The sequence below is a fragment of the Streptomyces sp. NPDC033966 genome (genome assembly GCF_055575955.1).
On sequence record NZ_JBVIRQ010000004.1, the window covers coordinates 500,050 to 512,784 of the forward strand.

At 71.5% G+C, this 12,735-nt stretch carries 10 protein-coding genes; 2 read left to right on the top strand and 8 right to left on the bottom strand.

The genetic code is table 11. The features are described from left to right. Positions 1-24: 24 nt before the first annotated feature. Positions 25-1,734, bottom strand: coding sequence for a carbohydrate-binding module family 20 domain-containing protein (locus tag ACZ518_RS14555; RefSeq protein ID WP_469113358.1), 1,710 nt, complete (start codon positions 1,732-1,734; stop codon positions 25-27). 938 nt (positions 1,735-2,672) lie between these two features. Next, positions 2,673-3,458 (bottom strand): alpha/beta fold hydrolase, encoded by a 786-nt coding sequence (locus ACZ518_RS14560; RefSeq protein WP_469113359.1) that lies wholly within the window; start codon positions 3,456-3,458, stop codon positions 2,673-2,675. 167 nt (positions 3,459-3,625) lie between these two features. Between ACZ518_RS14560 and ACZ518_RS14565 the strand changes: the two genes are divergently transcribed. Further along, complete coding sequence (locus ACZ518_RS14565; protein WP_469113360.1) at positions 3,626-3,880, top strand: hypothetical protein; 255 nt, start codon at positions 3,626-3,628, stop codon at positions 3,878-3,880. Positions 3,881-3,936: 56 nt separating this feature from the next. Here ACZ518_RS14565 and ACZ518_RS14570 read toward each other — a convergent pair whose 3' ends face one another. From ACZ518_RS14570 to ACZ518_RS14595, 6 genes are all read right to left on the bottom strand, one after another. Beyond that, on the bottom strand, positions 3,937-4,203 hold the full coding sequence (locus ACZ518_RS14570) for a hypothetical protein (protein ID WP_469113361.1): 267 nt from the start codon (positions 4,201-4,203) through the stop codon (positions 3,937-3,939). Positions 4,204-4,883: 680 nt separating this feature from the next. Then, a complete protein-coding gene (locus tag ACZ518_RS14575) occupies positions 4,884-5,897 on the bottom strand; it encodes a LacI family DNA-binding transcriptional regulator (protein ID WP_469113362.1) in 1,014 nt (337 codons plus the stop codon). Next, positions 5,885-7,492: a glycoside hydrolase family 13 protein gene (locus ACZ518_RS14580; protein WP_469113363.1), complete on the bottom strand. Its 1,608-nt coding sequence runs from the start codon at positions 7,490-7,492 to the stop codon at positions 5,885-5,887. The genes ACZ518_RS14575 and ACZ518_RS14580 overlap by 13 nt, the downstream gene beginning before the upstream one ends. A gap of 51 nt (positions 7,493-7,543) precedes the next feature. Next, positions 7,544-8,416 (bottom strand): sugar ABC transporter permease, encoded by an 873-nt coding sequence (locus ACZ518_RS14585; protein WP_469113364.1) that lies wholly within the window; start codon positions 8,414-8,416, stop codon positions 7,544-7,546. After that, positions 8,413-9,456 carry a carbohydrate ABC transporter permease gene (locus tag ACZ518_RS14590; RefSeq protein WP_469113365.1) on the bottom strand — a complete coding sequence of 348 codons (1,044 nt, stop codon included), beginning with the start codon at positions 9,454-9,456 and terminating at the stop codon, positions 8,413-8,415. The genes ACZ518_RS14585 and ACZ518_RS14590 overlap by 4 nt, the downstream gene beginning before the upstream one ends. 8 nt (positions 9,457-9,464) lie before the next feature. After that, entirely contained in the window at positions 9,465-10,739 is a 1,275-nt protein-coding gene (locus ACZ518_RS14595; RefSeq protein WP_469113366.1) for an extracellular solute-binding protein, read from the bottom strand. A gap of 222 nt (positions 10,740-10,961) precedes the next feature. On the opposite strand from ACZ518_RS14595, the gene ACZ518_RS14600 reads away from it, so the two are divergent. Next, positions 10,962-12,722, top strand: a complete 1,761-nt coding sequence (locus ACZ518_RS14600) for a glycoside hydrolase family 13 protein (protein ID WP_469113367.1) — start codon at positions 10,962-10,964, stop codon at positions 12,720-12,722. Positions 12,723-12,735 lie beyond the last annotated feature (13 nt).

Below are 12,735 nucleotides of genomic sequence, written 5' to 3' on the forward strand. Positions count from 1 at the left end.
GGAGTCGGGCTGCGCGGTCGGGGGTCAGTTGCGCCAGGTGTCGGTCAGCGTGACCTCGCCGTTGGCGGGGACGGTGGCGCTGCGGTTGGCCCCGCTCTCCCAGGCGACGTTCCCGGAGGCGTCCTTGCGGACGTACTTGTAGGCGAAGGAGGTCCCGGCCGGGAGGGTGACGTCGAGCTTCCACACGGGGTAGGCGGCCGGGTCGAGCTTGAGGGCGGCGGCGGTGTTCCAGCCGCCGAGCTCGGGGCGGTCGCCGGTGACGTAGACGTCCTGGCCGGGGGCGGTGGCGGCGTTCACGGCGAACGAGGCCCCGGCGGCGGTCGCGTCGCACGTACGGGCGCCGACGTGCAGGGCGAGGGCGGTCTGCGGCTGGAGCGTGGCGGTGAACCGGCCGCCGGAGTCCACGCTCACGGTGCGGCCGCTCTGCACGTCGCAGTAGCTCCCGGAGGGCAGGGAGGTCTGGAAGGTCCGGGTCAGCGCGGAGCCCTCGTGGTTGACGGCGACGTACGCCTTGGCCCCGCGTCCGAAGGCGATCTGGTCACCGCCGTTGTCCCACCAGTCGGTGACCCCCTGGCCGCGTGCGGCATTGCGGAATCCGACCATGGAGGAGATCTGCGGCCAGGCGTGCTGGCACTTCCACCCGTCGGAGTAGCAGGCGTTCACGGTGCCGCCGTTGGGCGGGCCGGCGTCCTTGTCGGTCCACTCGTACCCGGAGTGCACGTCGGGTGAGCCGTAGGGCCAGGCCAGCATGAACACGCTGGCGAGGGTGTAGTCCGAGCCGTTCTTGTAGGTGAGGGTCTCGCCGTTGCGCTCGGTGTCGTGGTTGTCGACGAACACCCCGGACTTGCCGGAGGCCATGTACCCCCACGCCTCCCCGAAGTTCTTCAGGTAGGCGAGGTTCTCGTTCTGGAAGACCCGCTTCAGGTCCCGGGCGTACCGGAACTCCTGCACGTCGCCGGAGCCGAGGTACTCGGCCGGGCTCACCGCCTCCCCGGCCCCGTATATCGCCTCCTGCTTCCAGTACACGGAGGGGTTGCTCAGCCGGGACTTGATGTTGGCGAGGTCGGCGGCGGGCATGTGCTTGGCGGCGTCGATCCGGAACCCGTCGACGCCGAGGGAGAGCAGGTCGTTGAGGTACCCGGCGATCCGCCCGCGCACGTACTCCTCGCCGGTGTCGAGGTCGGCGAGCTTGACGAGCTCGCAGTTCTGGACGTTGGCCTTGTCCTGGTAGTTCGAGATCTCGGCCCGGCAGTCGTCCATGTCGGCGCCGGAGTAGAGCCCGGGGTAGGAGTACTTGCTGTACGCCGACCCGCCGGTCCCGGAGAGGACGGCGCCGGGGTCGTCCGGTCCGGCCATGTGGTTGATGACGGAGTCGGCGACGACCTTCACCCCGGCGGCGTGACAGGCGTCGACCATGCCCTTGAAGGCGGCCCGGTCCCCGAGCCGCCCGGCGATCTTGTAGCTGACGGGCTGGTACGAGGTCCACCACTGGGACCCCTGGACGTGCTCCTGCGGCGGCGACACCTGCACGTACCCGTACCCGGCGGGCCCGAGGCTGTCGGCGCACGCCCTGGCGACGTCGGCGAACCGCCACTCGAACAGCACGGCGGTGACGTCCTTCTCCCCGGGCGGAGCCGCCGAAGCCTGCGGCGCCTGGGCGGTGAGGGAGGCGGCGGCGAGAGCCGCCGTCGCCAGCGCGGCTCTGCCGGCGCGCGCGGATACGGATCGAGCCATGTGGGGGTCCTCCTGGCGGGAAGGTGTGGGGGGTTGCACGCGACCGTAGGGGGCGCCCAGGAGTGTTGCAAGAGTTTGCGCAAGAGATTGCAGAATTGTTTCCGATCACGCGCGGCCAGCGGGCGAGACGGGCACCATGCCCGTGATCAGCCGCGGCGGGGCATTCCCCGCCGGCGCCACACCCCCCGGCGCCACGCCCCGAGAGCCGTGTCCCGAGAGCCGCGTCCCCCTGGGCGGTCTCACAGTCGGTTTGGGGGTTTCCCGGCAGTCTTTCGGCTTTCCGGTTCGGGCCGGTCCCTCAAGGGCGCTCCCTTCGGTCGCGTCACTTCGTGATGGCCTTCGGCCACCCTTGACCGACCGACCCGCCCCGGAAAGCCGAAAGACTGCCGGGAAACCCCCAAAAGAACGGTCACGGGGCAGGAGGAGAGGGGCGGGTCCGTCAGCGATGAGGCGAGGGGCCGGGCCTCGGCCAGCCGGGCATCCGGGCCCCTGGATGCCGGATTCGGGGCCGGGGACGCGACTAGGCGCACGAGAGGTCGACCAGAGCGACCTCCGGAGCCCCCAGGCGCGCCAGATCGCTACGCGCTCCTGTCATCTCAGCGTCCGGCGGCCGTCTGTGGCTGATACCCGCACCAAATGACGACAAGAGCAGCGCGGGAAGCGCAGGGGCGCGCCAGATCGCTACGCGCTCCTGTCGTCTCAGCGTCCGACGACCGCCCGGGGCTGATACCCGCACCAGAGGTCGATCAGAGCAGTGTGGGAAGCGCAGGGGCGCGACGGATCGCTACGCGCTTCTGTCGTCTCGGCGTCCGACGACCGTCCGGGGCTGATACGGACCGGTCAGCCGGTGACTTCGGGCCTGACAGCCGGCAGGGCGACCGCCTTCTCAGGATCGACGACGGAGTCCTCCGTGGCGGTCACCCTGCCAGACGCCGGTTCTACCGGGCGAGGAACGTTCCCAGCTGCCCGGCGAGTTCCTCCGGCGCGTCGAGCGCGATGAGGTGGGCGGCGGTGGGGAATTCGACCAGGGTCGCGCCGGGGATCTCCGAGGCGTAGCGCCGGGCGATGTCCTGGAAGTCGGCGACGTCGAGCTTGCCGACCCCGACGAGCGTGGGAACGGAAACGGCGGCGAGGTCACCCCTCCCCGGCCCCGCCCCGTGCTCGTCACGGACGGCCATGTTCACCAAGGAGGTCCGCATCGGCTCACGAACCCGGTCGGCCAGACCGACAGCCACGTCCGCCCACTCTCGCGCCGGTCCTCGCAGCCACATGTCCAGGTTGATCTGCGTGGCGGCGTCCACGTCACCCACGGCCAGAGCGGCCGTCTCCGCCCCGTCGTAGGCGTGCATCTCGGCGGACCAGTCGTAGCCCGGCCAGGGCGCGGCGAACAGGGCCAGGGAGTGCACCCGGCCGGGGTGGGCGAGGGTGAAGTCCACGGCCACGCGGCCGCCCCAGGAGGCTCCGACGAGGCGGACGCGGTCGTACCCGAGGTGGTCCAGGAGGCGCCGCAGATCGTCGGCGTCGCTGTACGGGCCGGTCGGCGGGGCGGATTCACCGAAGCCGCGCAGGTCGTAGCGGACAACCGTGTAGTGCTCCGCCAGGCCGGGCACGACGGCGTCCCACATCTGGTGGTCGGCGACGCCGGCGTGCACGAGTACGACGGGCGGCCCGTCACCTGCGACGACGTACGAAAGGTGGCCGAGATCATCGGCAAGTGTGATCATCCGCAGATGCTTGCACGCGCCACCCGACCAGCGGAACCGCACCAAGGCGAAACGATACAGCTGCGGGCATTGGAGTGAACGGCCGTTCCCAGCCCCGCTCGCGGACGGTTGGACCGGCCGACGCGCGGACCGACCGGCGCGTCCGTCCATTGATCCTTAGGGGAGTCATGCGCATTCGTTCCGCTGTCACCGCGTCCGTCCTGGCTGCCGGCATCCTCCTGGGCGGGGCCGGTGCCGCCCTGGCCAACGACGGAGTCGAGATCGACTACTTCGACGGTGGCCGCAAGGGCTACTCGTCGAACTGCACCTCCTTCGCCGCGGTGCCCCACAACCTCCCGGCCTTCGCCGGCCCGGTCTACCACTCCAGCTGCGTCAAGGAAGGCGAGAAGGAGTGGGCGGAGGGCTCCCACCTGGGCGCCTGACCCGGAGCGGCCCGCGGGGGCGGCCCGACGGCAACGTCGGCCGCCCCCGCGGCGTTCTACACCGCGTCGAGACGCAACGTGAGCTGCTTCCCCCGCTCCCGAGGCGTCCAGCCGTGACGGTCCAACGCCCGGCGAACGACCACCTCAACGAGCCCCGGCGCGATCACCGTCCCGTGCTCGACCCACGTCACCATCCGCTGCCCGTCCGCCTCCCCGTGCTCGACCACGATCCCCAGCCCGGGCTCGTCATCGGGCGCGACCACCCACCGGTACCGCTCGCCGTCCACGACGATCGTCCGCGTGCCCTTCTTCGCGATGCCCATGCCGCGCAGGCTCTCACAGCAGACGAAGCGGGACGGTAGCCGTCTCAGGCTGCGCCGGTACCGGCTCCAGCGTGCTTCCCGGCCGGTCTGTTCGTCCTCTGGTGCGGGTATCAGCCCAAGGCGGTCGCCGGACGCCGAGATATGAGGAGCGCGTAGCGATCTGGCGCGTCTGGGTGCTCCGCAGGTCGCTCTGATCAACCTCTCGTGCGCATAGCCGCGCCCCCGGCCCCGAATCCGGCATCCAGAGGCCCGGATGCCCGGCCGGCCAAGGCCCGGCTCCGTCGCCTCATCCCTGACGGACCCGTCCCTCCAACCATGGACCGTGCCGTTCTTTTGGGGGCTTCCCGGCAGTCCTTTGTCTTTCCGGGGCGGGCCGGTCGGTCAAGGGTGGCCGAAGGCCATCGCGAAGCGACGCGACCGAAGGGAGCGCCCTTGAGGGACCGGCCCGAACCGGAAGGACGATGGACTGCCGGGAAACCCCCAAACCAGCTGCGAGACCGCCCGAGGGGGTACGGCCCCAGCCCACCGGCCCGCACCCGGGGAGGCGGGTGGGCAAACACCGCCCGGCCCCCACCCCTCGCGGGGGAGATGGCGGGCCCGAACCGCAGGGCGACGCACCGCGAGCCGCACCGCGAGCCAACGCACCGCGAGCCAACGCCGCCCCCGCCCCACCGCGCCCCCTACCCCCGGGCCATTCCCGTCGAGCCCCGTACCACCAGCTCCGGCTGGAAGACGTACTCCGTGCGCTGGACCGGGGTCCCGGCCACCGCCTCCAGCAGGGCTCCCACCGCCGCCGTGGCCATCGCGCGGACCGGCTGGCGGACCGTCGTCAGCGGGGGATCCGTGAAGGCGATGAGCGGGGAGTCGTCGAAGCCGACCACCGAGACGTCCTCCGGGACGCGCAGGCCCCGCTCGCGGGCGGCGCGGATGACGCCGAGGGCCATCATGTCGCTGGCGCAGACCACGCCCGTGCAGCCCCGGTCCAGCAGGGCGCCGCCCGCCGCGTGGCCGCCCTCGACGGTGAACAGGGTGCGCTGGACCAGCCCTTCCTCCGCCGCCCCCGGCCGCGCGGCCAGGAACCCCTGCTCCTTGCGCGCCGAGGGGACGTACCGCGTCGGCCCGATGGCGAGCCCGATGCGCCGGTGGCCGAGCTCCTCCAGGTGCCGTACGGCCATCTCGGCGGCCGCGCGGTCGTCCGGGGAGACGAAGGGGGCGCTGATGGCCTCGTTGAAGCCGTTGATCAGCACGAACGGCAGCCCGCGCGCGGACAGCCGCTGGTAGCGCGCGGGATCGGCCGACGCGTCCGCGTGCAGCCCGGACAGGAAGACGATCCCGGTGACCCCCCGCTCCTCCAGCTGCTCGACCAGTTCGTCCTCCGTCGCGCCGCCCGGGGTCTGGGTGCACAGCACCGGCGTGTACCCCTGCCCGGCCAGTGCCTGCTCTATGACCTGGGCGAACGCCGGAAAGATGGGATTGGTCAGCTCCGGGATCAGCAGCCCCACCAGCCCGTTGCTGCGCCGCTTCAGCCGCACCGGCCGTTCGTAGCCGAGCAGGTCCATGGCGGCCAGTACCCGGTGCCGGGTGCCGGCGGCCACGCCCGCCTTGCCGTTGAGTACGCGGCTGACGGTCGCCTCGCTGACCTGTGCCTGCGAGGCGATGTCCGTCAGCCGCAGCGGGGAACTCACCCCTGCCACCACACCGCCGTGTCACCCGGCAGGACGTCGGGGTCGGCGAGCGGCCCGCTCGCCAGCAGCACGGAACCGGCACCGGCACCGGCACCCGCACCGGATATCCGCACCGCGGTCCCCGTCGTGTTGGCCGCGCACACGAGGCCGCCGCGGCGGAACATCAGCACGCCTTCCGGCGCCTCCAGCCACTCCACGGCGTCGCCCGCGCCCAGGTCCGGGTGCTCGCGCCGGATCCGCAGGGCGGTGCGGTACAGCTCCAGCGTGGAGTCCGGGTCCCCGGTCTGCGCTTCGACGCTCAGCCCGGCCCACTCCGCCGGCTGCGGGAGCCAGCTGCCGCCCGTCCCGAAGCCGTACGGGGCGGCGTCGCCCGACCACGGGAGCGGGACGCGGCAGCCGTCGCGCAGCCCGTCCTGGCCGTTCGCCTTGAAGAACGAGGGGTCCTGGCGCACCTCGTCCGGGAGGTCGGTGACCTCGGGCAGTCCGAGCTCCTCGCCCTGGTAGACGTACGCGGACCCGGGCAGGGCCAGCATGAGCAGCGCGGCCGCGCGCGCCCGGTCGAGGCTCCCGAAGCGGGTCCGGTGGCGGACCACGTCGTGGTTGGACAGCACCCAGGTCGTCGGGGCGCCGACCGGCCGCATGGCGTCCAGCGACGCGTCGATGGTGGCGCGCAGCGCGGCCGCGTCCCAGCCGGTCGTCAGGTAGTGGAAGTTGAACGCCTGGTGCAGTTCGTCGTGGCGTACGTAGAGGGCGGTGCGCTCGACGTTGGGGGCCCAGGCCTCGGCGACGCCGATCCGGTCGCCCGCGTACTCGTCGAGGACGGTCCGCCACGCCCGGTAGATCTCGTGGACGCCGTCCTGGTCGAAGAAGGGCAGCACCTGGTTGCCCAGCAGCTTGAGCTGTTCGTCCCTGCCCAGGTCCGGCAGTCCGGCCGCCTTGACCAGGCCGTGCGCGACGTCGATCCGGAAGCCGTCGACGCCCAGGTCGAGCCAGAACCGCAGTACGGACCGGAACTCGTCCTGGACGGCGGGGTGTTCCCAGTTGAAGTCGGGCTGCTCGGGCGCGAACAGGTGCAGGTACCACTCCCCGTCGGCGACCCGGGTCCACGCGGGGCCGCCGAAGATGGACTCCCAGTCGTTCGGCGGCTGCTCGCCCGCCTCGCCCTTCCCCGGCCGGAAGTGGAAGCGTTCGCGCAGGGTGCTGCCGGGGCCTTCCCGGAGCGCCTGCTTGAACCATTCGTGCTGGTCGGAGCAGTGGTTGGGGACGAGGTCGACGATGATCCGCATGCCCAGCGCGTGCGCTTCGCGGATCACGGCGTCGGCGTCGTGCAGGGTGCCGAACATGGGGTCGATGGCCCGGTAGTCGGCGACGTCGTAGCCGGCGTCGGCCTGCGGGGAGGCGTAGAAGGGGCTGAGCCACACGGCGTCGACACCCAGGTCGCGCAGGTAGGGCAGCCGGCTGCGGATGCCTTCCAGGTCCCCCATGCCGTCCCCGTCGGAGTCGGCGAAGCTGCGCGGATAGACCTGGTAGATCACCGCGTCTCTCCACCAGCCGGGCTGGGTCCCGGTCTGGGTGGGGAGCGCGTCGGCGAGGTGCTGGGTCATGGTGTCCTTGAGAGATCGGGCCGGTAACACGAAGAGGGGAGCGCCGGGTGGTCAGCCCTTGGTGGCGCCCGCCGTCATACCGGCGACGAGGTGACGCTGGGCGAAGAGGAAGAAGACCGCCGCCGGGATGGCGATGAGGACGGATGCCGCGCTCATGGCGCCCCAGTTGGAGGTGTACTGCGTGACGAAGGTCTGCAGGCCGCCCGCGAGGGTGAGGTTCTCCTCGCCGACCATGAAGGCGGAGGCGTACGCGACCTCGCCCCAGGCGGTGATGAAGGCGTAGAAGCCGGTCACGGCGAGGCCGGGCTTGGCGAGCGGCAGGATCAGGCGCCAGAAGGTGCCGAAGGGGTTGAGCCCGTCGACGCGGCCGGATTCGTCGATCTCGACCGGGATCGTGTCGAAGAAGCCCTTCATCATCCAGGCGCAGAACGGCACGGCGATGGTGAGGTACGTGATGATCAGGCCGAGCGGCTGGTTGAGCAGCCCGAGCTCTCCCATCAGGTTGTAGAGCGGGACGATCAGGATGGCCATCGGGAACATCTGCGTGATGAGCAGGGTCCACATCAGCGGCTTCATGCCGGGGAACTTGAAGCGGCTGACCGCGTATCCGGTGGTGGCGGCGATGAACACACCGAGCACGGTGGTGACGCCGGCGACGAGGACCGAGTTCCAGAACCAGCTGAGGAAGTGGCTGTCCTCCAGCAGGTAGGAGTAGTTGGCGAGCGTCGGTTCCTTCACGAAGTCCGTGCTGATCGCGTACTTGGCCGGCTTGAGCGAGGTCAGCAGGATCCACAGCACGGGGAAGACGGCGATGACGGACGCGACGACGAGCGTGGCGTGCAGTCCGAAGGAGGCGAGCGGGGACCGCGCGCCGCGCGGGCGGGCGGCCTGCTTCGAGGCGGTCTCGTTGGTGGTCACGGTCACCACACCTCTCCCTGCTTGCGCAGCGAGCGCCGGTAGACCAGCGCGAAGATCATGAGCAGGCCGAGGATCAGCACGCCCCAGGTCGCGGAGCCGGCGAAGTCGCGCGGGCTCGCGATGAAGGCCTCGCGGAAGGCCTGGGTCACCAGGATCTCGGTGGAGTCGCCGGGGCCGCCCCGCGTCAGCAGGAAGATCACCGGGAACATGTTGAAGGTCCAGATGGTGGAGAGCAGGATCACCGTCATGCTCACGGCGCGCAGTCCGGGCAGGGTGATGTGCCGGAAGCGCTGCCAGGGGCCGGCGCCGTCCATCTCGGCGGCCTCGTAGAGCTCGGCCGGGATGGACTGGAGGCCGCCGAGGAGGGCGACCATCATGAAGGGGATGCCGAGCCAGACGTTGACGGCGATGACGGCCACCTTGGCCCAGGTGGGGTCGTCGAGCCACGGGACGGCGGAGATGCCGCCGCCGTCGAGGATCTTGTTGAGGATGCCGTTGTCGCGGTTGAAGAGGAACCGCCAGGCGAAGACGGAGACGAAGCCGGGTACGGCCCAGGGCAGGATGAGCGCCATGCGGTAGGCGGCGCGGCCCCGGAACTGCCGGTTGAGCATGGTGGCCAGGGTGAGGCCGAGGACGAAGGTGATGGAGACGCACGCGACGGTCCACACCACCGTCCAGACCAGCCGCTGCCAGAAGACGGGGTCGCCGAGGACCTCCGTGTAGTTGTCGAGCCCGACGAACCGGTACGTGGCGTCGATGTGGCGCACGCCGATGGTGCGGGCGACGTTGCGCTCGTTGGCGTCGGTGAGCGACAGGTAGACGCCGCGTACGAGCGGCCAGCCCACGATCACGCCGAGGACGAGCACGACCGGGGCGATCATGGCCCAGGCGTACCAGTGCGTGGCGAGGGCGCGGCCGAGGCCGCGGTTGTTCCCGCCGTCGCTTCCACGCTTGCTTCTGGCAGTCGTGCGGCTGGGGCCGCGGGCGGCGAGGGGCGTCTCGCCGTCCGCGGCCTTCGCCACCGACCGGCTGGTGTCAGCAGCCATCGTCCGTACTACTTCCAGCCCTTGAGGATCTTGCGGAACTCGGCGCCGGCCGCCTTGGCCGCGTCCTCGGGGGTCGAGGCGCCGGTGACGGCCTTGGTGTACTCGACCTTGAGCGGCTCGAAGAGGGAGCCGTTCTCCGGGATCCAGGCGCGCTGGACGGCCTTGTCGACGGCCGGCTTGAAGAACTGGACCATCTCGCTGCTCTTGACGTCCGGCTGCTCGTAGGCGGCGGTGCGCGTGGGCAGCAGGCTCAGGTCCTTGGCGGACTGGACCTGGACCTCCTGGGAGGTCATGTACTCGACGAAGGCGTGCGCGGCGGCGGTGTTCTTGGAGCCGGCGTAGACGGCGAGGTCGTGGCCGCCCTGCGGGGCGCCGGCCTTGGCGGAGCCGGCCGGGACGGGGGCGACGCCGAGGTTGGACTTGTCCTTGAACTGGTCGCCCGCGTAGCTGTCCGCGACGGCCCAGGGGCCGTTGATCATCATCGCGACCTCCCCGGACTTGAAGGCGGTCTGCATGTTGGTCCAGCCGTCGGTGGCGTTGGTGACCGCCGCACCGGAGGTGACCAGGTCGCGGGCGGCCTTGAAGCCCTTGACGCCGGCCGCGTTGTCGACGGTGACCGTCTTGGTCTTGGCGTCGACGAGGTCGCCGCCCTCGCCGTAGATGAAGGGCAGGAACCAGTAGGAGTCGTCGCCGCGCAGGTAGAGGCCGGTCTTGCCGCTCTTGGCCTTGATGGCGGTGGCGGCGGTCTTCAGCTCCTCGAGCGTCTTGGGCGGCTGGACGCCGGCGTCGGCGAGCATCTTCTTGTTGTAGAAGAGGCCGAGGGTGTCGATGACCTGCGGGACGGCGTAGGTCTTGCCCTCGAACTTGCCGCTGGCCGCGGCCTGCGGCAGGAACTCGGCGTCGATCTTCTTCGCGGTGTCGGCCGGGACCTCGTCGAGGTAGCCGAGCGAGGCGAAGTCGGCGACCCAGCCGACGTCGGCGCGGATCACGTCGGGCGCGTCGGCGCCGCTGCTGAAGGCGTTCTTGACCTTGTTCTGGGCGTCACCGTAGGGCACGTTGACGTACTTGACGGTCACCTTCGGGTGCTTCGCGGTGAACGCCTCGGCGATCTTCTGGAAGCTCGCCTTCTCGGCGTCGTTCGAAGTGTCCCACCAGGTGACGGTGCCGGACAGCTCGCCGCCGGCCTTCGTCTCGCCACCGTCGTCCTTGGTGTCCCCACCGCAAGCCGTCGCCGCGAGCGCCAGGGTCGCGACCAGCGCGGTGGCCGCTATGCCACGCCGCATATGAACTCCTTCGATGATCCCGGCCGCGCCCTCGCGGTCCCGAGTTGCGAGGAACGTAACAAGCCTGAAAGCTGACCGAAAGACCTTGCGGCAATTTTCTGCAAGCGGAGGGGATCGTTACATCCGTGTGTCCCTACGGTTGCCGCAGCTTGCTGTTAGTTCGAGTCCGCTTCGATTGCACAGGCCCGCAACCACGGGGCGTGCAGGCGCGTTGACTGCGGTATGAACCACGAGTTGACGGCCGTCCCGCTTGCAAGAGCTTCCAGCAACGCTTTCAGCGGTGACTCCGGCGACCCGGCCGTGAGCGGCGGCTGGTGGCGCGATGCCGTCATCTACCAGGTGTACGTCCGCTCCTTCGCGGACAGCGACGGCGACGGCGTCGGGGACCTGCGCGGGGTGCGCGAGCGGCTGCCGCACCTGGCCCGGCTCGGGGTGGACGCCGTGTGGCTGACCCCCTTCTACGTGTCCCCGCAGGCGGACGGCGGCTACGACGTCGCCGACTACCGGGCCGTCGACCCGCTCTTCGGCGACCTCGCCGATGCCGACGACCTGGTCCGGGCCGCGCACGCGCTCGGCCTGCGGGTGATCGTCGACGTGGTGCCGAACCACACCTCCGAGGCCCACCCCTGGTTCCGGGAGGCCCTAGCGGGCGCGCCCGGCGCCCGCGAGCGGTACCTGTTCCGGCCGGGGCGCGGCACGGACGGGGAGCTGCCGCCCAACGACTGGGAGTCCGTCTTCGGCGGCCCGGCCTGGACCCGGGTGCCGGACGGCGACTGGTACCTGCACCTCTTCGCCCCCGAGCAGCCCGACCTCGACTGGGAGCACCCGCAGGTCGCGGAGGAGTTCGAGTCGGTGCTGCGCTTCTGGCTCGACCTGGGCGTCGACGGCTTCCGGGTGGACGTGGCCCACGGCATGGTCAAGGCCCCGGGCCTGCCCGACATCGGCCGGGGCGCGCAGGCCACCCTGATCGGCACCGAGCCGCTCCCCTTCTTCGACCAGGACGGGGTGCACGCCATCCACCGCTCCTGGCGGCGGCTGCTCGACTCTTACGGGGACGGGCGGATCGGGGTCGCGGAGGCGTGGGCGCCGACCTCGGAGCGGCTCGCGCTGTACGTACGGCCCGACGAGCTGCACCAGGCCTTCAACTTCCGGTTCCTGAACTGCCCCTGGGACCCGGCGGCGATGCGGACCGTGATCGACGAGTCCCTCGCCGCCACCGCCTCCGTGGGCGCCCCGACGACCTGGGTGCTGTCCAACCACGACGTCGTACGGCACGTCACGCGGTACGGGGGCGGGGCGCGTGGGCTGGCCCGGGCGCGGGCGGCGGCGCTGCTGATGCTGGCCCTGCCCGGGTCGGCGTACGTCTACCAGGGCGAGGAGCTCGGCCTGCCGGAGGTCGTCGACCTCCCGGACGGGGCCCGCCAGGACCCGGCGTTCCGCCGCGGGCGGCGGGGGGCGGGGGCCTCCGCCGAGGGTGGGTCCGGGTCCGGGGCGGAGGCCGAGGGGCAGGACGGGCTGCGCGACGGGTGCCGCGTACCGCTCCCCTGGTGCGGTGAGGAGGCCCCGTACGGCTTCGGCCCCGGCGGCAGCTGGCTGCCGCAGCCCGCCGGCTGGGCGGGGCTGAGCGTCGCCGCGCAGACCGGCGATCCGCACTCCACGCTGGAGCTGTACCGCGCCGCCCTGGAGCTGCGCCGGGCCATGCCGGGCCTGGGCGCGCCGGAGTCGGGGCGGGGCGGGTGCCCTGAGGAGTGGCCCGGGGCGGGGGCGGGACCCGCGGTGTTCGCACGGGGGATGCGCTGGCGGCCCGCCCCCGACGGGGTCCTCCTGTTCACCCGCCCCGGCTTCGCCTGCACCCTCAACACCCGGCCCACCGCCGTGGAGCTTCCCTCCCCGGGCCGGCCGGTGCTCTCCAGCGCCCCGGTGGAGACCGATGGCCGCACGGTCCGTCTTCCCCCCGATTCCTGCACGTGGTGGGCGATGTGAGCCCGCTACCGGT

Bases quoted from the DNA above. Each gene is read 5' to 3' on its own strand.
- ACZ518_RS14590 (WP_469113365.1), bottom strand. From the start codon at position 9,456: ATGGCTGCTGACACCAGCCGGTCGGTGGCGAAGGCCGCGGACGGCGAG.
- ACZ518_RS14565 (WP_469113360.1), top strand. From the start codon at position 3,626: ATGCGCATTCGTTCCGCTGTCACCGCGTCCGTCCTGGCTGCCGGCATC.
- ACZ518_RS14555 (WP_469113358.1), bottom strand. From the start codon at position 1,734: ATGGCTCGATCCGTATCCGCGCGCGCCGGCAGAGCCGCGCTGGCGACG.
- ACZ518_RS14595 (WP_469113366.1), bottom strand. From the start codon at position 10,739: ATGCGGCGTGGCATAGCGGCCACCGCGCTGGTCGCGACCCTGGCGCTC.
- ACZ518_RS14560 (WP_469113359.1), bottom strand. From the start codon at position 3,458: ATGATCACACTTGCCGATGATCTCGGCCACCTTTCGTACGTCGTCGCA.
- ACZ518_RS14570 (WP_469113361.1), bottom strand. From the start codon at position 4,203: ATGGGCATCGCGAAGAAGGGCACGCGGACGATCGTCGTGGACGGCGAG.
- ACZ518_RS14580 (WP_469113363.1), bottom strand. From the start codon at position 7,492: ATGACCCAGCACCTCGCCGACGCGCTCCCCACCCAGACCGGGACCCAG.
- ACZ518_RS14600 (WP_469113367.1), top strand. From the start codon at position 10,962: ATGAACCACGAGTTGACGGCCGTCCCGCTTGCAAGAGCTTCCAGCAAC.